This window comes from Janthinobacterium rivuli, from assembly GCF_029690045.1.
GTDB lineage: Bacteria > Pseudomonadota > Gammaproteobacteria > Burkholderiales > Burkholderiaceae_D > Janthinobacterium > Janthinobacterium rivuli.
Genome location: NZ_CP121464.1, coordinates 1,720,898 through 1,740,263, shown reverse-complemented (window position 1 = coordinate 1,740,263; position 19,366 = coordinate 1,720,898). Strand labels below are relative to the sequence as shown.

At 57.7% G+C, this 19,366-nt stretch carries 21 protein-coding genes; 13 read left to right on the top strand and 8 right to left on the bottom strand.

The genetic code is table 11. The features are described 5' to 3' along the window. Positions 1-58 precede the first annotated feature (58 nt). The 3 genes from P9875_RS07830 (at position 59) to P9875_RS07820 (ending at position 3,387) form a co-directional block, all read left to right on the top strand. Complete coding sequence (locus tag P9875_RS07830; RefSeq protein WP_278318021.1) at positions 59-1,201, top strand: Arm DNA-binding domain-containing protein; 1,143 nt, start codon at positions 59-61, stop codon at positions 1,199-1,201. A gap of 114 nt (positions 1,202-1,315) precedes the next feature. Then, complete coding sequence (locus P9875_RS07825; protein WP_278318020.1) at positions 1,316-2,650, top strand: AAA family ATPase; 1,335 nt, start codon at positions 1,316-1,318, stop codon at positions 2,648-2,650. Further along, positions 2,650-3,387 carry an HNH endonuclease gene (locus P9875_RS07820; RefSeq protein WP_278318019.1) on the top strand — a complete coding sequence of 246 codons (738 nt, stop codon included), beginning with the start codon at positions 2,650-2,652 and terminating at the stop codon, positions 3,385-3,387. Before P9875_RS07825 ends, P9875_RS07820 begins: the two co-directional genes overlap by 1 nt. A gap of 533 nt (positions 3,388-3,920) precedes the next feature. On the opposite strand, the gene P9875_RS07815 is transcribed toward P9875_RS07820, so the two are convergent. Beyond that, entirely contained in the window at positions 3,921-4,730 is an 810-nt protein-coding gene (locus tag P9875_RS07815) for an AbiJ-NTD4 domain-containing protein (protein WP_278318018.1), read from the bottom strand. Positions 4,731-5,315: 585 nt separating this feature from the next. Here P9875_RS07815 and P9875_RS07810 point away from each other — a divergent pair. The 3 genes from P9875_RS07810 to P9875_RS07800 all read left to right on the top strand — a co-directional run bounded on the left by P9875_RS07810 (position 5,316) and on the right by P9875_RS07800 (position 7,002). Next, positions 5,316-5,633 carry an HNH endonuclease gene (locus P9875_RS07810; protein WP_278318017.1) on the top strand — a complete coding sequence of 106 codons (318 nt, stop codon included), beginning with the start codon at positions 5,316-5,318 and terminating at the stop codon, positions 5,631-5,633. Positions 5,634-5,838: 205 nt separating this feature from the next. Then, the gene (locus P9875_RS07805; RefSeq protein ID WP_278318016.1) at positions 5,839-6,390 is read left to right on the top strand and encodes a GNAT family N-acetyltransferase; all 552 of its coding nucleotides are present in this window, start codon (positions 5,839-5,841) and stop codon (positions 6,388-6,390) included. A 192-nt stretch (positions 6,391-6,582) separates the two neighbouring features. After that, complete coding sequence (locus P9875_RS07800) at positions 6,583-7,002, top strand: hypothetical protein (RefSeq protein WP_278318015.1); 420 nt, start codon at positions 6,583-6,585, stop codon at positions 7,000-7,002. 34 nt (positions 7,003-7,036) lie between these two features. Here the strand turns inward: P9875_RS07800 and P9875_RS07795 are convergent, their stop codons facing one another. Then, positions 7,037-7,486, bottom strand: a complete 450-nt coding sequence (locus P9875_RS07795; protein WP_278318014.1) for a hypothetical protein — start codon at positions 7,484-7,486, stop codon at positions 7,037-7,039. A 13-nt stretch (positions 7,487-7,499) separates the two neighbouring features. After that, complete coding sequence (locus tag P9875_RS07790) at positions 7,500-8,546, bottom strand: hypothetical protein (protein WP_278318013.1); 1,047 nt, start codon at positions 8,544-8,546, stop codon at positions 7,500-7,502. 141 nt (positions 8,547-8,687) lie between these two features. On the opposite strand from P9875_RS07790, the gene P9875_RS07785 reads away from it, so the two are divergent. Continuing rightward, on the top strand, positions 8,688-9,062 hold the full coding sequence (locus tag P9875_RS07785) for a hypothetical protein (protein ID WP_423221823.1): 375 nt from the start codon (positions 8,688-8,690) through the stop codon (positions 9,060-9,062). A gap of 23 nt (positions 9,063-9,085) precedes the next feature. Beyond that, a complete protein-coding gene (locus P9875_RS07780) occupies positions 9,086-9,442 on the top strand; it encodes a hypothetical protein (RefSeq protein ID WP_278318011.1) in 357 nt (118 codons plus the stop codon). Positions 9,443-9,540: 98 nt separating this feature from the next. Here P9875_RS07780 and P9875_RS07775 read toward each other — a convergent pair whose 3' ends face one another. Then, the gene (locus P9875_RS07775) at positions 9,541-11,142 is read right to left on the bottom strand and encodes a sensor domain-containing diguanylate cyclase (protein ID WP_278318010.1); all 1,602 of its coding nucleotides are present in this window, start codon (positions 11,140-11,142) and stop codon (positions 9,541-9,543) included. Positions 11,143-11,475: 333 nt separating this feature from the next. Between P9875_RS07775 and P9875_RS07770 the strand changes: the two genes are divergently transcribed. Further along, positions 11,476-12,630 carry a sensor histidine kinase gene (locus tag P9875_RS07770; protein WP_099400910.1) on the top strand — a complete coding sequence of 385 codons (1,155 nt, stop codon included), beginning with the start codon at positions 11,476-11,478 and terminating at the stop codon, positions 12,628-12,630. Between the two features lie 47 nt (positions 12,631-12,677). On the opposite strand, the gene P9875_RS07765 is transcribed toward P9875_RS07770, so the two are convergent. Next, positions 12,678-12,920, bottom strand: coding sequence for a hypothetical protein (locus tag P9875_RS07765; RefSeq protein ID WP_035825558.1), 243 nt, complete (start codon positions 12,918-12,920; stop codon positions 12,678-12,680). Between the two features lie 250 nt (positions 12,921-13,170). Here P9875_RS07765 and P9875_RS07760 point away from each other — a divergent pair, with 250 nt between their 5' ends. The 3 genes from P9875_RS07760 (at position 13,171) to P9875_RS07750 (ending at position 15,176) form a co-directional block, all read left to right on the top strand. Beyond that, positions 13,171-13,920 (top strand): hypothetical protein, encoded by a 750-nt coding sequence (locus P9875_RS07760; protein WP_278318009.1) that lies wholly within the window; start codon positions 13,171-13,173, stop codon positions 13,918-13,920. A 5-nt stretch (positions 13,921-13,925) separates the two neighbouring features. After that, positions 13,926-14,168, top strand: coding sequence for an Imm32 family immunity protein (locus P9875_RS07755; protein WP_278318008.1), 243 nt, complete (start codon positions 13,926-13,928; stop codon positions 14,166-14,168). A gap of 63 nt (positions 14,169-14,231) precedes the next feature. Next, the gene (locus P9875_RS07750) at positions 14,232-15,176 is read left to right on the top strand and encodes an SMP-30/gluconolactonase/LRE family protein (RefSeq protein WP_200880313.1); all 945 of its coding nucleotides are present in this window, start codon (positions 14,232-14,234) and stop codon (positions 15,174-15,176) included. Positions 15,177-15,296: 120 nt separating this feature from the next. Here the strand turns inward: P9875_RS07750 and P9875_RS07745 are convergent, their stop codons facing one another. Beyond that, positions 15,297-16,364, bottom strand: a complete 1,068-nt coding sequence (locus P9875_RS07745; RefSeq protein WP_278318007.1) for an SDR family oxidoreductase — start codon at positions 16,362-16,364, stop codon at positions 15,297-15,299. A gap of 98 nt (positions 16,365-16,462) precedes the next feature. On the opposite strand from P9875_RS07745, the gene P9875_RS07740 reads away from it, so the two are divergent. Next, the gene (locus tag P9875_RS07740) at positions 16,463-17,362 is read left to right on the top strand and encodes a LysR substrate-binding domain-containing protein (RefSeq protein WP_278318006.1); all 900 of its coding nucleotides are present in this window, start codon (positions 16,463-16,465) and stop codon (positions 17,360-17,362) included. 15 nt (positions 17,363-17,377) lie between these two features. Here P9875_RS07740 and P9875_RS07735 read toward each other — a convergent pair whose 3' ends face one another. Both P9875_RS07735 and P9875_RS07730 read right to left on the bottom strand, forming a co-directional pair. Further along, positions 17,378-18,331 carry an ABC transporter substrate-binding protein gene (locus P9875_RS07735; protein ID WP_099400904.1) on the bottom strand — a complete coding sequence of 318 codons (954 nt, stop codon included), beginning with the start codon at positions 18,329-18,331 and terminating at the stop codon, positions 17,378-17,380. 59 nt (positions 18,332-18,390) lie between these two features. Continuing rightward, complete coding sequence (locus P9875_RS07730; protein WP_034759656.1) at positions 18,391-19,365, bottom strand: ABC transporter permease; 975 nt, start codon at positions 19,363-19,365, stop codon at positions 18,391-18,393. Position 19,366 lies beyond the last annotated feature (1 nt).

Below are 19,366 nucleotides of genomic sequence, written 5' to 3'. Positions count from 1 at the left end.
CCGTCTGGATTAAAGCGCCAGACAATCGAATTTTAATTGACGTAAAAGGATATGAATCATGGGTAGAGACGGGCGAGGGGTTAAAGCTGCATCGGAAAGCAGCATCGAAATCACCTTCATGTATCGCGGCACCAGGTGCAGGGAAAGGATCGCGCTCAAGCCCACCTCCGCTAATCTGAAACGGGCCGAGAACCACCGGGCGGCGATCCTGCACGCGATTGCCACCAACAGCTTTGACTACACGGCCACCTTCCCGCAATCGTCCAATGCGGTCAAGTTTGCCGACCAGGTGGGCGATGTCCAGACCGTCGAAGCGTTTCTGGACAAGTGGCTGGACAGGCAGAAAAAGCACCTCAAGGCCAGCACATACAACGGCTATCGCAAGATCGTCGTTGGCCAGCTGATCCCCTGGTTCGGTACGATCATGCTGTCGGCGCTGCGCAAGAAGGACGTGCGGGCGAAGCTGGAGCCCATGAACGCGACTAACAAGACCATGGCGAACATCCAGAGCGTGCTGCGCAAGGCGCTGGACGACGCGATAGAGGACGAGCTGATCGAGGTCAATCCGCTGGCGCGCTGGTGCTATTCCAAGGTCGAGGCACCGCAGTCGAAGGACGATATCGACCCGTTCACGAAGGAAGAACAAGCCGCTATTGACACGCACGCAACTGGACAGGGCCGCAACCTGTTGCAGTTTGCGTTTTGGACAGGCTTGCGCACGTCCGAGCTGGTGGCACTGGACTGGGCCGACGTGGACTTCGTGCGTGGTGTTGTAATGGTGACGCGCGCCCTCACCCAGCACTCCAAAGCGGCAGAGAGCACGAAAACAAATGCAGGCCGCCGCGAGGTCAAGCTTTTGGAACGCGCCATGCATGCGCTGCAGGAACAAAAGGCATTCACCTGGGCGAAGGGTGAGGAGGTCTTTCAAAATCCGCGCTTGGAACGCCGCTGGGAGGGCGACCAGCCGATCCGTAAGACTTTATGGACAGGAGTTCTGCTCAGTGCTGGCGTGCGGTATCGCAACCCCTATCAGACACGACATACCTATGCAAGCATGATGCTATCGGCCGGCGAACACCCAATGTGGGTGGCAAAGCAGATGGGGCATGCAGACTGGACGATGATTGCACGAGTATATGGTCGCTGGATGCCTGATGCGGATCAATGCGCAGGAAGCAAGGCCGAGCACCTGTTTGGGTGATTAAATTCATAATTAGTCCACGTTAAGTATGTCAAAATTGGTCGATTCACTGGTTGGCAAGATCATTTCTCTAGGTTACGCTACATCTTTCAAAATAATTCATCCGGAGCAACTATGTACGTCACAACACTCGAACTAGAAAATGTGAGGTCGTTTGGCAAACTCAATTTCGACTTCAAGCGTCATGACGATTCATATGCGGGGTGGACAGTTTTTTTGGGCGGCAACTCTTCTGGAAAATCGACGTTATTGAAAGCAATCGCACTTGCGCTCCTCGGACCTGACGATGGTAGGCAATTGATTGGTCCGGGACACGGATGGATATCTCATGGGGAGAAAAAGGCAGAGACGACAATCCTCATCAACCGCGACCAAGTTCTGGATACTAGTAAAGGGAGCAGAGGTAGCCTCGCAGCCTCGTTTGAAGCGGGAGTGAGAATCTCAGTAGAGAATCCTGAAACCAATGCATATGCCTCACTGAAACCAATCGAAAACCGCAATCTCAAGGGTAGTCGAGTGCCTGCAAATCGAGGCCTGTGGAATCGCAATGCGTCAGGTTGGTTCTCTGCTGGTTACGGGCCTATGCGGCGCCTTTCTGGCAACTCATCAGAGTCAATGCGATATGCCGCAGATCGAGGACCGGTTGGCAGATTTGTAACATTATTTCGCGAGGACGCAGCGTTGAGCGAAAGTGAAGATTGGTTAAAAACCAATCACTCTCGGACATTAGAAAGCTCTCAACCAGCCTTGGAAAAGCTCCTTGCGTCCGTTAAAGAACTGCTTGGCGACGGATTGCTTCCTTACGGAATGAAAATCGACCGCATCACTGTTGATCATGTATTCGTGAAAGATTCCCGTGGCATGGAGCTTCCCATGAGGGATATCAGTGATGGATGCCGGAGTGTCTATGCGACAATTTTGGATATCGTTCATGGCCTATACGATGTCTATGGATACGATGGTTTATTCAAAAATCGTCCAGATGGCTCGATTTATGTAGATCGACCAGGAGTCGTATTAATCGACGAAATCGAAGCACATTTGCATCCATCTTGGCAGCGAGATATACCGTATTGGCTGAAAGAGCATTTTCCAAAAATGCAGTTCCTAGTTACCACTCATAGTCCGCTTGTAGCCCAAGCTGCTGACAGCAATGGCATTTTTGTCCTGCCTTCCTTGACTGATACCTCACGTGAACCTAGAAGGCTATCAGATGACGAACATGAAAAGATACGTTGGGGACGTGCCGAGAAAACCTTACTCGGAACAGCCTTTGGTCTGGACTCTACCCGATCATCTTGGGCCAATCAACAGATTGAACGCTGGAAAAAACTTACGTCAAAGAAAAAAGCAACTGGCACATTGCCACAATCCGAAGAAATTGAACTTACAAATCTCAAAAGTCAACTGGAAATAGCGTTGGAGCCTACGCCGGAGCTTGAAGCATAATGCGTAATTTTCCCTTGCGACCATTACTAGAAGATAAGCATTCGAAAAAACTAATTAGTAAAACAAAACTTATCCTTGCGTCGGCTACTCCTGCAGTAACGGCAGATAAAATTTATACTGCTTCTAGGCAGACAAAATGGTTTGAGGAGTCAGTGGTGGCGACCCTTGGCCAGTTGGCAGGAAAGGGAGAGCGATGTATGTTTTGTGGCGGCAGCGAGGCTTCACAAGTAGATCATTTTAAGCCAAAAGACACATATCCTCACTCTGCAATGTTATGGGAAAATTTCATTTGGATTTGCGGTCTTTGCAATCTAAATAAAGGTAATAGATTTCCGAAAGATGCGGAAGGAAAGAATTTATTAATAAATCCAATAGATGAGGACATTTGGGATTATTACACTTTAGATAAATTTGGATATCTTCTTGCAAACTGGGATATAGTTTTGGACGACTACGAGGCAAGAGCAAGGCAAACTGAACAAATAATAAAAATAAATCGGCAGGCTGCCCAAGAAGCTCGCTATGCAAGATATCAGCAGCTTGAAAGATCATATCTTGACCTGTTAAGTTTGCATCATGATGGACGCGTGACTCCTCAAGAAATATTTGACAGAGTCAACTTCGATCTTGCTTTCCCACTGCACCCTGAAGTACCACAGTTTTTCCTAAAAGGTAAAGGAAACACTGACGAGCCGTTTGCAACTGTGCTGAAACTAATTCGCGACGCAGGACTCTAACGACGACAATTAGGCAGCTAACTGCCGACAACCCGCATAGAATCTACGATTGTCGCGGGTTCGATTCCCGCCGTCTCCACCACCGAATAAATAAAAAGGGCTTCCCCGTTTTGGCGGGGAGGCCCTTTTTATTTATTCCATGCATGCAGAACGCGGGTGTCGCATCCGCGTCCGGTACGGACGCGGGGGTTTTGCGGGACTTCGGCGAGCGCAGCTCGGCGCCGCAAAACCGGGTTGCGCTTGCAAGCGCAACCCTCTCCGATTCGTCTGACTAGCTTTTGCGCCGCAGGCGGTTTTCCCTAGCAACAATATCAGCTGCTCAGGCCGTGTGCGAATGACGGACCTGCCCCTCTATGTGCTCTGACCCTCTATGTGCTCTCTGTCGGCCGGTGAGCATCCGATGTGGGTGGCCAAACAAATGGGCCACAAAGACTGGACGATGATCGCGCGCGTCTACGGCCGGTGGATGCCGGATGCAGAGCGCATGGCAGGCTCAAAAGCTGAAGCCATATTCGGAAATATCGAAAAAAGGGCTATTTAATAGATACTGCCTCCAAATAGTTGGAAAATGCACTACACAGGATCAAATATAACTTTGCGTCTTCACGATCAATCTGCTGCGGACTATCACTCATTGCATGCCGAATACCGCTCGGCCCATTTGTCCAGCCATAGATCGCACCAAACCCTTTTTTTAGAGTTGCATCCACACGTCCTTGCTTTTCAAGAATAGCAAGCGCATCGCCAAGGGTTGCGTTATCCTTCCTTGCGACAACTTTTGCGGTTGCTTCAAGTGCGGTTATTGATTCTTTGATCACATTTCTCAGGTCAGGATTTTCTCGATTTGACAGATGTGAAAGTGCTGTCTGGAAGTGCTCCGCAGTAGCTTGAAATTTTTCTCTCGGCTTTATTGCACTCTCGATAGCCGCTATTTCCGCTGCACTTGTGATAGCACAGATTTGGCCGTCAATGACTCTGTACGCCGCACCTTCATCGGCCAAAATACTATTGATGAAATCCGCCTTAAGCGGTCCGACCTGCAAAAAAAATTCGACATGATCATAGACCTGAGCCCAGTTAGCCTTAAAGTATCGGGTGCGAATTTCATGCCAGCATGGGGTGTAGTCCGAGGCACCATTCCACACGGGGTTACTCGGGCGACTATCCAAGGGAAGCTTATAGAACTTGTGCCACATCCTTTGGGAAATGAGATCATATTTCTCCCAAGAGACTGACGTATCAATTGCATTCCAAAGCATGTTCCTAAGAGGGTCTGACATTGTTTCAAGACACATTTCTTCTGGCACATCAGCATATCCGTTACGCTCACTAAACCGACGCATGTCAAACCCTTAAAATGAAGATAGTCAATTCTACGTCAAGCACAGCGGCGAACATAAAAATACCTATGGAATGACAGCTTTATGACAACACACCCCTTCAAAGCCGCATAAAACCTGACCATGCGGCGGGTTCGATTCCGCCATATCCACCACCGAATAAATAAAAAGGGCTTCCCCGTTTTGGCGGGGAGGCCCTTTTTATTTATTCCATGCATGCAAAACGCGAGCATCAATCCACGTCCGGCACGGGCGCGGGGGTTTTGCGGGACTTCGGCGAGCGCAGCTCGGCGCCGCAAAACCGGGTTGCGCTTGCAAGCGCAACCCTCTCCGATTCCTCTGGCTAGCTCTTGCGCCGCAGGCGGTTTCCTAGCAACAATATCAGCTGCTCAGGCCGTGTCCGAATGGCGGACCTGCCCCTCGTTCTATGTGGGTATATGGGCGTTGGATGCCGGATGGAGGTCAGGCGGCCGGATCAATGGCGGAAATTAGGTCCGGTCTTCAATGATTAAATCCATTAATTAACTTTCGAACAACATTCGCGGCCAATGATATAGTGGCGGGAATATATCACTGAAAGAAACTGCCATGAAAAACGACGCAACCGCTCGCCCGCAAGCCACCCAGGCACCGGCAAGACTCAGCAAAGGGGACTTCGTCACCGCACTGCGCAAGCTGCTGCAAGAAGAAGGAAAGGCCGGCAAGGCCAGCGTGGACGTACGCGCGGCAACCCTGCACACCGACGTTGGTGTTTATCCCGCGCGCGGCCACTCGATGCCGACCTGTTGCACGGTGATGTATGAGGAGATGCAGCCCGGTGACGAGATACTGCTGACGCCATCCGGCGGCAAAGGGCCTACGCTGCTGGTACGGTATAAATTCCCGCGTGGAGAATCGCGGTCTTAAGCTACTGGAGGCGATTCAGAGCGCTAATCGGCTTTGTCCGCTTTCGCCTGCGGATCATCGGGTATATGCCATGATTTAAATCCCAGGGGAATGTCCCTTCACTCACGAAATTTGTAAATAAGCAATGAATTTTCGTCGATAGATGGAATGATGCAATTTACAAGGTCGTCCTACATTGCATCCCCTTTCACTAGATCGAAATAATATGATTAATATTCGTGAAGCCGGAACCGCTGACCTGAGTACTCTGCGTGAAATTGGCTGTCAGACCTATCGAGAGCATTTTTCGGAAATTTGGTCCTCTGATGGAATATCGGATTTCTTAGACCAAGATTTTTCGCCCAGCGCGCTTGAAAGTTCGCTGAATTCATTAAACCAAGTCTGGCTTGTTGCTTCCGACGAAGGCGGCAAAGTCGTAGGATTTTCCAAGATCAACTTGTCGAAGCCGGTGCCAATAATCGGTGAGGTGGGTTTAGAGCTCCAAAAGATATACTTCCTCAAATCCGAGGCCGAGCGTGGCTATGGAAAACAGCTTTTAAGCTACATTTACGACCTGGCGATAAAGCGCGGGGAGAGCTTGGTATGGCTCGATGTACTCAAGACCAATTCAAGTGCTCGGCGCTTCTACGCAAGCCTCGGTTTTCAAGAACGCGGTGAAATCCCCTTCAAAACGGACATGGCAGAAATTGGAATGATGGTAATGGTCTGCCAACTTTCCAATAACACGCTTCCTCATCACGCGTCCATTGCCTCGTAATTAGCCTCGTTCAAGTCTGCCTCCGTTGTTATCGGTCACGCCGATCAGGCCAACCCGAACATAAAGAGCGGCGGTAAGAAAAATACATGGCCAGCGAGCCATAGTCAGCAAAGGCAAGATCATCAAAGTAACCACGCAGAAGCGCCACCTGGCCGGGAGCGATCTCGACGCATTGACAAAGAAATCCCAACCATGAAAATTGCGCGCCTGCTTTCCTCCAGTTTCCTCGTGCTGGCTGTGGCCCTCGTCGTCTATGGTCTTTTCGGCTTCTCCCGTTTTGCGTGGTACACCGGCGTCTACTATGACGAGCGCATGATCCTGTTCGACCACGGCGCCTATCCTTTTGCGTGGGGTATCGCATTGCTGCTGACGGGGCAAATCGCCCGCTTGCACCATCGTCGGCCAGCCATGCTGCTCGCCGCTGGCGCCGCCCTGCTGCTGCTTCTCTGGAAGCGCGCAACGGTACCTGCCGCCATCGCCAATCAGCGACTTTTTCCGGATCCTGCTTTACTGGAGGGACTGATTGTTACCGCTGCCGTGGTGATCGTCCTGGCGCTGATAGATCGCCCCGTCGAGCAGGCCATCCGCAAGGCGCTTGCTCGTACCCGGTGACCACGGGGCATGTCCGCGATTCAGTATTCAAGAATCATTGCTGCGATATGAGTTGCTTAATAGCCCGCCGATACTTCTCCACCCGCTCCAGATCCTTCTGCGTCGGCCCATCTATCCTCGACAAATCGCTATTCTCGGCCAGATCCGCCAGCTTGACGGCCTTGCCGACCGGGTCCAGGGCCGCGCGGGCGATGAACGCTTCGTAGGACTCGCCGTCGATCTTGGTCACGGCGCGCACGCCGTCGATGACTTCCCGGGAAAATCCTTCGCGCGCCAGGTCGTCGAAGGTGATTTTTCCATCGCTGTCTTCCACTACATCATGTAGCACGGCAACGATCTGCTGAGCACCGGGCGCGACGCGCAGCATGACGCGCAAGGGGTGGAGTATGTACGGCGCACCGCCCTTGTCCGTCTGGCCCGCATGGATGGCGGCGGCAATTTCAATCGCGCGCTCCAGGGTGCCGCGTCTTGCGTGTTCACTCATGTTCACTCCTTGTTCATTCCACTTTGATTGGTGACCCAGTTGCGCGCCAGCCGCGGCGCTGCAAATGGCAAACACTGCTGCACAGCAAGGCTGGCACCAGTAAATTGAGGACCGGTACGAGCATCAGCAAACACAACAGCAATCCGAGGGCAAAAATCGCCGGACGCTGTTCGCGGCGCAACGCCGCTTGCTGTTCCGCGCCGAGCACCTTTTCGGCTGCCGCGCCGTAGACCATTTGGACATTCCAGGCCAGCAAGTACGAAATCAGCACGCACATGGCCCATATCGGGATCAGCAGGGAAAGCAACAGCAACAGGCGCCGCCACCAGACAGGGCGCGCGGAGGATGCATCCAGGCCGGCCGGTGGCTGCCATGCGGCATAGCGGCGCGCCGCCACAGCCTTGGCGCGCTCCAGCAACAGCCAGCGCAACGGCAAGCGCGCCGTGCCGATGGCACCGACGATAAAAACCATCACATAGAAAAAGCCAGCCAGCGCCAGCAAGGCCAGGGCGATCTGGCCGATCGACAGCATCGCCTTGGCGGCACTGCCCAGACCGCCGGCGATATTGCCCATCTGCGAGAGCGTAGCAGGCCCGTTGGCCAGTGTCCCGACGCCATCCATCACGCCCAGCCCCAGCAAGCCGGTAACGGATATCAGCGCCAGCATGGCGCTCAGTTCGACAAAAAAACGACCGAAGCAGCTATACAGTCCCAGCCACAGCGCCACGACCGCCATGCACCACAGCGCGGAGCGCCACCACAGCCCCGCATGACGCGCATCGCGCAGCCCCAGGCCAACGCACGTGAAAGCTTCCCGCCAGGCCAGCAGCCAGGTTTGCAATATTTGTGTCACGCTCAAGCGCACTCCGCAGTGAAGGGACGGATACGTCGATCCATATGTTGCCGATTGTACATGGATCAGACTGGCGCACGCGCCGCCGAGAGCAACGGGCAAACCCCGCTCCAGCTCGCCATTGCTTGCGATACCGCAATTCCCGGTGGAAAGGAATACGAAACAATGCCAACTCCCCCAACCGTTGCACTTGGCGGAGTCGACCATGCTTGAAGTTCAGCCCAGAGCAGAGACAAGCGCGGGTTTTTCATCCTGCCCCAGGCTCCGGAAGGTGCCGGGTATTACGTCTATGGCAATCTGCACCGGCTGCCACATTCCGGCCATATGGCCCAATATGCGCACCCCAGCTTGCTAACCCTGATCTTTTACATCGAACGTGAATGGCAGGCAATTGATGATCGGAAATTTGGCATCGGGAATATCAGTATCGCGGAAGGGTTAGGGTACGACAAACATGTGAGCCACCGAAAAGGCCTTGAAATGGATATACGCCCCATGCGCAATGACAGGCTGGAAGGCCAGTCCGCACGCGTGTCACGCTTTGATGACGTGTATGACCGAAACGCCACCATCAAATTGATACGACTGTTTTTGCAGCATCCCATGGTCACCAAGGTCTTCTTTAACGATGGCGAGGTGCAAAAAACAATTGCCGGTGGGCGCGTCCGATCTCTGCAAGGGCACGACGACCATCTTCATATTGAAATCAGGGAGCATGGATGAGTACTCGGCTTGCATGCTGCGCCATGGCGCTCGCTCTATTCTCAACGGCACATGCGGCCGACAAGCCGCGGGAGTGGACTGGCGAGCCAAGGCCATTGCGTGGTGACTATCAGATCTATGGCGGAACGCTGTCCGACATGCTGCCGCCCACGCGAAACGACCGGAAAGTGGCAATCATGGTCAAAGGGGAATTGGCACGGGAACTGTTTGCCCAGCTCGGCCCCGATGTGCAACAGGAGCAGGCCTGCAGCTCCTCAGCGGATTACCGGGAGCGGCGCAGAGGAGATATTACCTGCGTTCATACAAAAGGGGCAGCATACGAATGCTATTTCGGACTCGACCTGCGCACGGGAAAAGGCACGTATGGAGCAATCTGCTAAACCGGGCTCTGCCTGGCGCGGATAAAACGAAGGCCTGCCTCAGGGCGCCGGCGAGCAGTAGCGACAAGTACGGCCCGCTCCTCCACCTTCAAAAATGGCTATCGAAATGCAAAAGCAGTCACGGCCTGCTCGGCAGGCTCGCAAGACGATGCATAACAGACCCGATTTCTTCCGGATGCCTTGGCCTTGTACAAGGCCTTATCAGCGAGCTCAACCAACTCGACCGCCTGGTTTTCCAGGTGCGTCGGCATGAAAGCCGCCACGCCGACGCTGGCCGTCACCACGCCAAGGGGATTGCCACTATGCTCGACTCCCAGCGATTGCACTGCTTGCCGGACGCCTTCCGCCACCGCCAAAGCGCCAGGCAAATCCGTCCCAGGCAATAAAATGACCAATTCCTCGCCGCCGTAGCGCGCCGCAAGATCCCCCCGTCTGCGCATGCTGTAGGCAACCACTTTGCCGATTTTTCTCAGGCACTCGTCGCCGGCCACATGGCCATAGATATCGTTGTATTGCTTGAAGAAATCGACATCGATCAACACCAACCCAAGTGAGCTCTCCTCACGCTGCGCACGGCTGAACTCGGCAAGCAGCGACTGGTCGAAGTGGCGCCGGTTCGCCAGCCCCGTCATCCCATCCTGGTTGGCAAGGCGGGCCAGGGTTTCATTGATCATTTCCAGTTCATTACGCGCCTCGACCAATCCCGCCTCGCTCCTGACCCGCAAATCGATCTGCCGCACCACGCGGTATCCGATGAAGGCAATCAGCAATACCAATACGCCCCCCACCGCATTCTGCAAAATCATGTCGAGATGCCACTCGGCGAGTACTTCATCCTGCGACAGCGCGGCAGAAACGACCAGCGGATATTCCTCGACTCTTCGATAGCTATTGATACGCGTCACGCCATCGACTCGCGACTTGATCACTGCCGTGCCAACGGGACTTTTGGGCAAATAATCATGAAATAGGGGAAATTGCGAAAGATCGCGACCCAGCAAACTTTCATCGAACGGCCGTCTCAATAAAAGAATGCCCTTTCCATTCGCGATGAAAATGGCGCCCTTTTTTCCTATTGAGAAACGTTCATAAAACAGCCTGAAATAATTCATGTCGATGGTCGCCAGCGCCACGCCGCCAAAACTTCCGTCAGGCATATTGATACGCCGCGACACCGTGACTATCCAGTGTCCCGTCGATTTGCTGCGTACGGGAGGACCGACATACGGCCCCTGATCAGCATGCGTTCGATGGTATTGGAAATAATCGCGATCGGAATTATTCAGATTGCTCAACAGCGTTTTCTGAGAATTCACGAGCCAGCTGCCATCCCTGGCATAGATGAAGATGCCGTGTAACTGACGCAGCTCGGCGACACGGCTCACCAGCAACTTGTGCATGCGGGCCAGCTCAGGATCGGAAACACCATCGGTTTCCACCCGCTCCACCAGGCCGACCAGCACCGTATCGGCCTCCTTGATGGTGTCATAAGCATGCTGCGCAACAGATTGCGCCAGGTTGGCGCTTTCGCGCCCCGCTTCATTGAGTTGCACTTCGCGTGCGCGCAAGGTCATCCACAGCTGGATCGCCAGCAGCGACAGGCACACCAGCACGACAAATGAGATCGCCAGCGGCAGCAGGGAAAAGCCACGGAAGCCTGCTCCCAGCAAACGTGGCGGCAAGCTGCGTGACCTGGTCATGGGTACACTCCCGGTTTGATATGCGGCAAAGTGTGCACCAAATAGGTGGCAACATACTCACACATCGTCACAAACACGATATAAAAAAGTTACCGCCATGGCGTCGGAGTATCCGGTTCCAGCTCGCTATTGTTTGCGATACCGCAATTCCAGCCACCTACACCGCATGAACGCAAGATTTCTTTCAGGGTCAAGGGAGCCCCGTTGGCAAGGACATGTCTGACGCCATGGCTCCGGGTCACACGTAGATAACACCCGGCACAGGGAAGCAATCCCCCATCCCCGCCTCAACAGCGTACACTGGCTCCTCTTCCATCAACGCATTGGTCCACCGTGAAACTATCGCGCTTTATTAGCGGCCATCTGGAGCCGATCCTGCAAGAGTGGGAACTCTTCGCCAGGTCGCTCCCCATTCCTGGCGCCGCCATCTCGAAAGCGGAATTGCGCGATCATGCGAAGCAGATGCTCGAAACCATCGTGCGCGACATGGACGTCATCGAGAACGCGGCGCAGCGAAAAAAGAAATCGACCACGGGCGTATCGGAAATCACGGGCAAGGAAACGGCCGCCGCCACGCATGGCTCCCTGCGACAGCAGATCGGCTTCACGCTGCCGCAACTGACGGCGGAATTTCGCGCCATGCGGGCCAGCGTCCTGCGCTTGTGGATGGCACAGGTGTCGGTGACGACGAAAACGGCAACGGACGACATCTTGCGCTTCAATGAAGCGATAGACCAGGCGCTGCAGGAGTCGGCCATACGCTACTCGCAGCAGAGCGACCGCACCCGCAATACCTTTCTCGCCATCCTCAGCCACGATCTGCGCAGCCCGCTGAGCACGATGACAATGGCCGGTGCGCTGCTGAGCAGGCCGAGCGCGACTTCCGCTTCCACGGTGCAAATCGGTGCGCGGGTCGCCCGCAGCGCGGCGACCATGACAACCATGGTGAACGATCTGCTGGAATTCGCCAGGACGCAGCTGGGCGGCCACATGCCCATTTCGCCCGCCTTGGGCGACCTGGGGGAAATCTGCAAGACGGCCGTCGAGGATGCCTCGGCCGCTCACCCGCAATGCAAGTTCGAACTGAGTACCACGGGCGAGATGATCGGCGACTTCGATGCGGCCCGCCTGGCCCAGCTGTTTTCCAATTTGCTCAACAATGCCGCGCAATACCGGACCGATGATCAGCCGGTGACCATCACGGCCTGCGGCGATGCCGATACGGCCGTGGTGCAAGTGAAAAATTTCGGCCGCCAGATCCCGGAAGCGTCGCTGAAGAGCATTTTCGATCCACTGGTCCAGCTGGCCATTTCCGACGACCACAAGGCGCCCAATGCCACCAGTATCGGCCTGGGCCTGTTTATCGCGCGTGAAATCGCCAGCGCGCACGGCGGCACCATCGGCGCCGAGTCCAGCCTGGAAAGCGGCACGATATTTACCGTGCGCCTGCCCAGGGTGTCGCTGAACGACAGAGGGAACGGCGGCTAGGCGCTATCACGGCAGAGATGTTCATCCTCTGCCGCGACAGGCCCGCCCTACCTGCGGCTGAGCGGCACATACTCGCCCGGCAAGCTGGCCACCTCCAGCGCATCGGCAAAGGCCAGCAGGAACTTCGCCGGACCATGCTCGGACACGAGCAGGGAGGCGCCCTTGTGGCGCAGCAGTTTCAATACTTCCTGCTGGTGCGCCTGGTATTCGCTGGAGTGGCCGTAAAAGGTTTGATACATCTCCAGCGTTTCCATGGCCTTGGCGGCCAGGATGAATTCGGGTTTGTCCATGATGTCTCCTCGTTGTCATTGCTGCCAAAACCACGAAAAAAAACCTGCAAGATGTGGGGTCCATGCCGGTCGCACGGCCTTGCGGCAACCACATCTGTATTTCCATCATACGCCTCAACCCGGCCATTGCGCCGTCCAGTCGCGCATCTTTTTCCATCCCGCCCGTCCGACGCCATCCCTGCGATGCGCACGCTAGCGCCAGCTGCCGGCACATGGCATCATGCGCGTTGCCCATTTACTCTGACGACACATGGATCATTATCACTTCCTGGTAGGCGAATTCAAGAAAGATAGCCCCTTCATCGCCGCCGCGGCCAGCGCCCAGCTGTTCGCCTGGTTCGCGCACATCGGCGAGCCCGTCGAGCGCTACGGCAGCAAGCGCGGCAAGGTCGTCAAGTTCTCGCAGCGAAATTACGAGAAGATGCTGTTTGCGCCAGAGACCGACAGCATCGAGCTGTTTTCACCGCGCATCGTGCCGCCCGACGAAGCCGACGAGACCACCAACTGCGACGCGCTTGTCGTGTATTCATCGGGCTCGTTGTTCGTGCTGGCCATACGCGCCAGCAAGCTTGCGCTGGCGCCCTTGTTCGACGGTGCGCGGGCCATACCCGGTCTGTTCGAGCATTGCGAGTATATCTACTGCTACGCTGAAACGCAGGGCTATGGTACCGGCTACGCACTCGGCTACCGGCAGCTCGACGAGGCCCATCCGATGACCTTTGGCGTTCCTTGCCCCGCAAATAACTGGGCCGCCATCAAGCGGCGCGGGCTGCAAGACTCGCACCTGCGCGATGTCTATCCCATCAATGGTTTTACGCAAGCCCGACTGGATGCGCTGCCGCCCGAGCGCCGGCAAGCCCTGCGCGACGCGATGCAGGCGTATGGCCGCTGCGAAGAGCATGCCAGCTGGATCTTCTGGCACCTGCAGCCAGGGGAATTGGAAGCGGCCCGCGCCGCACTGAACGCACACGCCATGCTGGGCGCCTACATCAACAACTGAACCTCATGACCACACATTTATCGCTGCACTGCTATCTGCAAGACGAGGCCGCCGAACGTCCCAAACGCTGTTCCGACGTGACCATTCAGGCCGACCCGGCCACCCTGCGCGCCATCGCCCATTTTCTGCTGGCCAGCGCGGACACGTTTGAGCAGGCGCAAGACCGGGCCGGCATGCACGCGCATCTGCAAGACGAGTGGGACGGCTGGCAGGACGACTTCCCCGACCTGGTCGTGGTGGCCGCCTAGCCAGGCGCCCCGGCTGGCGCGTGTCGGGTAACATACGCCACCTTTGCCATACAGAGAACACTGATGCACCAATCCCGATACGCCCTGCCGTCGCTGCGCACGGCCGTGCTGGCCGCCGCGCTGGCCAGCCTGTCCGCCTGCGCCAGCCAGCCCGCGCACGAAACGCTGTTCCTCGCCACCACGCTCACGCCCGCGCATTCCTTCACCAAGGGTATCGAAGGCCCGGCCGTGGATGCGGATGGCAATATCTATGCCGTCAACTTTGCGCGCCAGCAAACCATCGGCAAGGTCAGCCCCGGCGGCACTGGCGAGGTGTACCTGACCCTGCCCGGCACCAGCATCGCCAACGGCATCCGCTTCGGCAGCCGTGGGCAGATGTATCTGGCCGACTACATGGAACACACGATCTACCTGGTCGACCCGGCCACGCGCGCGCTCACCATCCACGCGCGCGAACCGCGCATGACGCAGCCGAACGACATCGCCATCACGGCCGACGACGTGCTGTATGCGAGCGATCCGAACTGGAAGGAAAACACGGGCCGCGTGTGGCGCATCGCGCAAGACGGCACGGTGACCCTGGCGCTCGACACCATGGGCACGGCCAACGGCATCGAGGTCAGTCCCGACGGCAAGATCTTGTATGTGAATGAAAGCGTGCAGCGCAATATCTGGATGTACGACATCGCCGCCGATGGCAGCCTGAGCGGCAAGCGCCTGCTGATCAAATTCGACGATTTCGGCATGGACGGCATGCGCGTGGATATCGACGGCAATCTGTACGTGACGCGCTACGGCAAGGGCACGGTGGTGAAATTGTCGCCGCAAGGGCGCATCCTGCGCGAGATCAGTGTGCCCGGGGCCAAGCCCAGCAACATCACCTTCGGCGGCCCCGATGGCCGCACGGCCTACGTGACGGAAGTGGTGCAAGGGCGGCTGCTGCAATTTCGGGTCGATAGGCCGGGGCTGGAATGGCTGCGGGCGCAGGAGCGGCGCAAGCCAGAATAGCAGTGGGGATGTCGGCTTACGCGCTTGCGCGCTAAGCCGACCTACGCACTGCCACGATGGCCCGGCAGGTCGGCTTAGCCGGAACGGCGTAAGCCGACAACCTGCTTGACCGCGACCAGGTCAGCGGGGAATGACGCGCTCCGCCTTCAATTTCTCGAACAGATTGAAGAAGGCATCCTGCGTATCCTGGTAATCGAGAAAGCCCGCCTTGCGGCTCTTGCCCATGTCCGTCATCACTTCCATCGGCCGCCCCAGGTCGGCATCCGTATGCCACCAGGAAGCGAGGCGGCTGACATCAGCTTCCACCAGGCCGTGCTGCTGCGCGATGGCGCGCCACTGCGCGGGCGCATCCTGCATGCGGCCGGCCAGCGGCGCCATCGCCTCGGGCAGATCGGCCGCCTCGACGCCGAAGTACGCGGCCAGGCGCGGCCACAGCCACTTCCAGCGGAACACGTCGCCATTGACGATATTGAAGTCCTCGTTGCGCGCGCAAGGGCTGTCCGCCGCCCACGCCAGGTGGCGCGCGATCTGACCCGCGTCCGTCATGTCGGACAGGCCGTGCCATTGCGCGGGCGAACCCGGAAAGACGAAGGGCTGGCCGCCGGCCTTGCACAGATTCGCATACACGGCCAGGGTCAGGCCCATGTTCATGGCGTTACCCAGCGCGTAGCCGATGATGGTGTGCGGGCGGTGCACGCTCCATGTAAAGCCGTAGCGCGCGGCCGCGTCGAACAGCCGGTCTTCCTGCGCATAGTAAAAGTTCTCCACGTCCTGGCGGCCCTGCTCTTCGCGGAACGGCGTGACTGGCACTGCTCCCTTGCCATACGCATCGAACGGTCCCAGGTAGTGCTTGAGGCCAGTCACCAGTGCCGCATGGCGCAAATGGCCGGTGGGGCCCAGCGCGGCCAGCACATTGGCGACCATGGCGCCATTGACGCGGATGTTTTCCTGCTCGTTTGCCTGGCGCGCCCAGGCTGTGAAAAAGACGTGGCTGGCATCCAGGCCAGCCAGGGCGGCGGTGACGGCAGCGCCGTCCGTCGCGTCGAGCGGCAGGGCCGCGCAGCCGGCAGGCACGGGCGTGCGGCCGCGCGAGACGCCCGTCACCTGCCAGCCCTGCGCCAGCAAGTGCGTGGCCAGATTGCTGCCGATAACGCCACTGGCGCCGATAATCAATGCGTGCTTGTTCATGCGTACTCCCATGCCTGTGTAAGTAACCATGATATAGCGGACAGAAATTCTTATCCGCGATAGTATTTCACCTTATTCATGAAAAATATTCTGCAATCATGTCAGAACACTTGAAAGGCATCGCGCCTTTTCTTGCCACCGCCGACGCCGGTAGTTTCACCAAGGCGGCCGCACGGCTGCACCTGAGCAGTTCGGCCGTGAGCAAGAGCGTGGCGCGCCTGGAAGCGCGCCTGGGCGTGATCCTGTTCGAGCGCAGCACGCGGCGTTTGCAGTTGAGCAGCGCGGGGCATGCCTATTACGCCACCTGCAAGCGCGTGCTGCAGGAACTGGTCGATGCGGAAAACGTGCTGGCCGAGCAGGATGGGGAACTGGCAGGCAAGGTGCGCATCGGCGTGCCCGCTTCGTATGGCCGCATGCGCGTGATGCCGGCGCTGATTGAATTGTGCGAAAAGTATCCGCAGCTGCAACCGTCGATCAGCTTCAGCGACCGCTTTTCCGACCTGTTCGAAGAGCGCATCGATATCGCCGTGCGCATCGGCGCGCCGGGCAGCTGGCCGCCGGGGCTGGGACAGATGCCCTTGGGCGAAGAGCGCCTGATCTTTTGCGCGGCGCCCGCCTACCTGGCGCGGCGCGGCACGCCGGTGGCCATCGCGGATCTCGATGGCCACGACTGCATCGCCTATGGCCGCGGCGACGGCACGGCGGCGCCATGGCTGTTTGCCGGCGAGGACGGGGTGGAACGGCGCGCGATCGATCCGCGCCTGACGGTGGGGGATGCCGAGGCGCAGACGGCCGCCGTGCTGGCGGGTCTGGGCATCGCGCAGCAGGCGACCTGGCTGGTGCAGGAGCACCTGGCCAGCGGCGCCATCGTCGAAGTACTGCCGGCCTGCGCCACGCCAGGCTTGCCGCTTTCACTGGCATGGCCGCTGGCGCGCCAGCTCACCGCCAAGACCGGCACGCTGCTCAAGGAATTGAAGCAGCGCCTGACGATCAGCTGATACGCAATATGAAACTCAATACAAAACGTTCTTCGCTTCCGGCAGTTCGACATTGGCCTTGGTGACGATCACCACGCCCGTGTTGACGAACGGTGCGACCTTCTTGCCTTCGATCAGGCTGACGAGGGTTTTCACGCCCAGCGCGCCCATCGAGTACGAACCCTGCACGGCGGTCGCATACAGGGTGCCGTCCTTGACGAAGTTTTTCAGGTCTTCATTGCCATCGAAGCCCACGGCGATCACCTTGCCGGCCTTGCCCGCCTGCGCGATGGCGCGGCCCATGCCCACGGCCGTCGGCTCGTTGGCGCCGAAGATACCCTTCAAGTCAGGATTTGATGCCAGCACGTCGGTCGTCTGGTTCAGCGCCGTGGCCATCTGCGACTGCGAGTAATACGTGCCGACGATCTGCAGCTGCGAGTTCTTTTCGATATAGCGCTTGAAGCCGCCCACCCGGCCCGTTTCGGAACCGGCGCCCGCCACGTACGACATCACGGCGATCTTGCCCGTCTTGCCGACCTGCGAAATGAGGGCCTTGGCGCTTTGCTCGCCGGCCGCTTCATTGTCGGTCGACAGGAAGGACTGGTAATAGCGCTTGCCGCTGTCGGCCACCAGCGAATCGATCAGCACGACGGGAATCTTCGCTTCCCACGCCTTCTTCAGGGCCGGCACCAGCGCGTCCGGGTCCGACGCGGCCAGCACGATGCCGGCCACTTTGCGCGTGACGGCGTTTTCCACCATGCTGACCTGGTCGGCGATGGCCGATTCCGAAGCCGGTCCCTGGAAGGTCAGGCTGTAGCCCTTGGCGTCCGCGGCGCTGGCCGTGGCGCCCTTTTTCACGTTTTGCCAGTAGTTGGAATTGGTCGTCTTCACGATCACGGCGATCTCGCCCGGGGCGGCGAAGGCGGCGCTGGAGCTCAGGGCAAATGCTGCGGTCAACAGACCGAGTGACATGGCTTTGATGGTGTTCATTGTCGTCCTCATGTAATTATAGATTTAGTAGATTGACTTCATGCGTGCTGCTTGCTGCTTCAGGCGCGGTTGCGCTTCTGATCGATCCAGACGGTCAGCAAGATGACCAGTCCGATAATGATTTGCTGGATAAAGCTCGATACCCCATTCATGTTCAAGCCATTGCGCAGGATGCCGATGACGAAGGAACCGATGACGGTGCCGGAAATGGTGCCGATGCCGCCGATCAGCGAGGCGCCGCCGATCACGGCGCTGGCGATCGCATCGAGTTCGTACATCACGCCCTCGTTCGGCTGCGCCGTCACCAGGCGCGACATCAGCACGCAGCCCGTCAGGCCCGACAAGGCGCCGGACAGGGTGTACACGAGCAGGGTCACGCGGCCCACCTTCACGCCCGACAGGCGCGCCGCTTCCGCATTCGAGCCGACGGCATAGATATGCCGGCCAAAGGTGGTGCGGCTGAGCATGATGGACACGGCCACGGCGATTACCACCATCAGCACCACCGGATACGGAATGCCGGGGAAGACGACTTCGGGAAAGGTGCCGCCCGTGTCGCGCTCTATGCGCCACAGCACGCCGTTACCGAGTTCGCCGAACGACTCGCCCAGGCCGGAAATGGCGCGCGCACCCGTCACCTGCAGCGCCAGGCCGCGCGCGATCAGCATCATGCCCAGGGTGGCGATGAATGGCGGCAGCTTCAGTTGCGTGATGCAAAAGCCGTTGACGGCGCCGCACATGGCGCCCACCACGACGCCGCCCAGCATGGCGACCGGCACGGGCACGCCGCTTTTCACCAGCAGCGCGGCGGCCACGCCGGCCAGCGCCAGCACGGAGCCGGAACTCAAGTCGATGCCGCCCGTGATGATGACGCAGGTGGCGGCAATGCCCAGGTAGGCGATCGACGTCACTTGCAAGGCCACGCTCATGCCGTTGCTGACGGAGAAAAAGGCGTTGCTGGTCAGGGAAAACACGAGCAGCAACAGCGACAGGCTGCCCAGCGCGGCGAATTTTTGGATCAGTTCTTTGTTCATT

Excerpts from the sequence above, each read along its gene's own strand:
- P9875_RS07735 (WP_099400904.1), bottom strand. The coding sequence starts at position 18,331 with ATGAACACCATCAAAGCCATGTCACTCGGTCTGTTGACCGCAGCATTT.
- P9875_RS07800 (WP_278318015.1), top strand. The coding sequence starts at position 6,583 with ATGAAAATTGCGCGCCTGCTTTCCTCCAGTTTCCTCGTGCTGGCTGTG.
- P9875_RS07760 (WP_278318009.1), top strand. The coding sequence starts at position 13,171 with ATGGATCATTATCACTTCCTGGTAGGCGAATTCAAGAAAGATAGCCCC.
- P9875_RS07810 (WP_278318017.1), top strand. The coding sequence starts at position 5,316 with ATGAAAAACGACGCAACCGCTCGCCCGCAAGCCACCCAGGCACCGGCA.
- P9875_RS07830 (WP_278318021.1), top strand. The coding sequence starts at position 59 with ATGGGTAGAGACGGGCGAGGGGTTAAAGCTGCATCGGAAAGCAGCATC.
- P9875_RS07775 (WP_278318010.1), bottom strand. The coding sequence starts at position 11,142 with ATGACCAGGTCACGCAGCTTGCCGCCACGTTTGCTGGGAGCAGGCTTC.
- P9875_RS07795 (WP_278318014.1), bottom strand. The coding sequence starts at position 7,486 with ATGAGTGAACACGCAAGACGCGGCACCCTGGAGCGCGCGATTGAAATT.
- P9875_RS07805 (WP_278318016.1), top strand. The coding sequence starts at position 5,839 with ATGATTAATATTCGTGAAGCCGGAACCGCTGACCTGAGTACTCTGCGT.
- P9875_RS07820 (WP_278318019.1), top strand. The coding sequence starts at position 2,650 with ATGCGTAATTTTCCCTTGCGACCATTACTAGAAGATAAGCATTCGAAA.
- P9875_RS07780 (WP_278318011.1), top strand. The coding sequence starts at position 9,086 with ATGGCGCTCGCTCTATTCTCAACGGCACATGCGGCCGACAAGCCGCGG.
- P9875_RS07750 (WP_200880313.1), top strand. The coding sequence starts at position 14,232 with ATGCACCAATCCCGATACGCCCTGCCGTCGCTGCGCACGGCCGTGCTG.
- P9875_RS07745 (WP_278318007.1), bottom strand. The coding sequence starts at position 16,364 with ATGAACAAGCACGCATTGATTATCGGCGCCAGTGGCGTTATCGGCAGC.
- P9875_RS07790 (WP_278318013.1), bottom strand. The coding sequence starts at position 8,546 with ATGGTCGACTCCGCCAAGTGCAACGGTTGGGGGAGTTGGCATTGTTTC.
- P9875_RS07730 (WP_034759656.1), bottom strand. The coding sequence starts at position 19,365 with ATGAACAAAGAACTGATCCAAAAATTCGCCGCGCTGGGCAGCCTGTCG.
- P9875_RS07765 (WP_035825558.1), bottom strand. The coding sequence starts at position 12,920 with ATGGACAAACCCGAATTCATCCTGGCCGCCAAGGCCATGGAAACGCTG.
- P9875_RS07825 (WP_278318020.1), top strand. The coding sequence starts at position 1,316 with ATGTACGTCACAACACTCGAACTAGAAAATGTGAGGTCGTTTGGCAAA.
- P9875_RS07815 (WP_278318018.1), bottom strand. The coding sequence starts at position 4,730 with ATGCGTCGGTTTAGTGAGCGTAACGGATATGCTGATGTGCCAGAAGAA.
- P9875_RS07740 (WP_278318006.1), top strand. The coding sequence starts at position 16,463 with ATGTCAGAACACTTGAAAGGCATCGCGCCTTTTCTTGCCACCGCCGAC.
- P9875_RS07755 (WP_278318008.1), top strand. The coding sequence starts at position 13,926 with ATGACCACACATTTATCGCTGCACTGCTATCTGCAAGACGAGGCCGCC.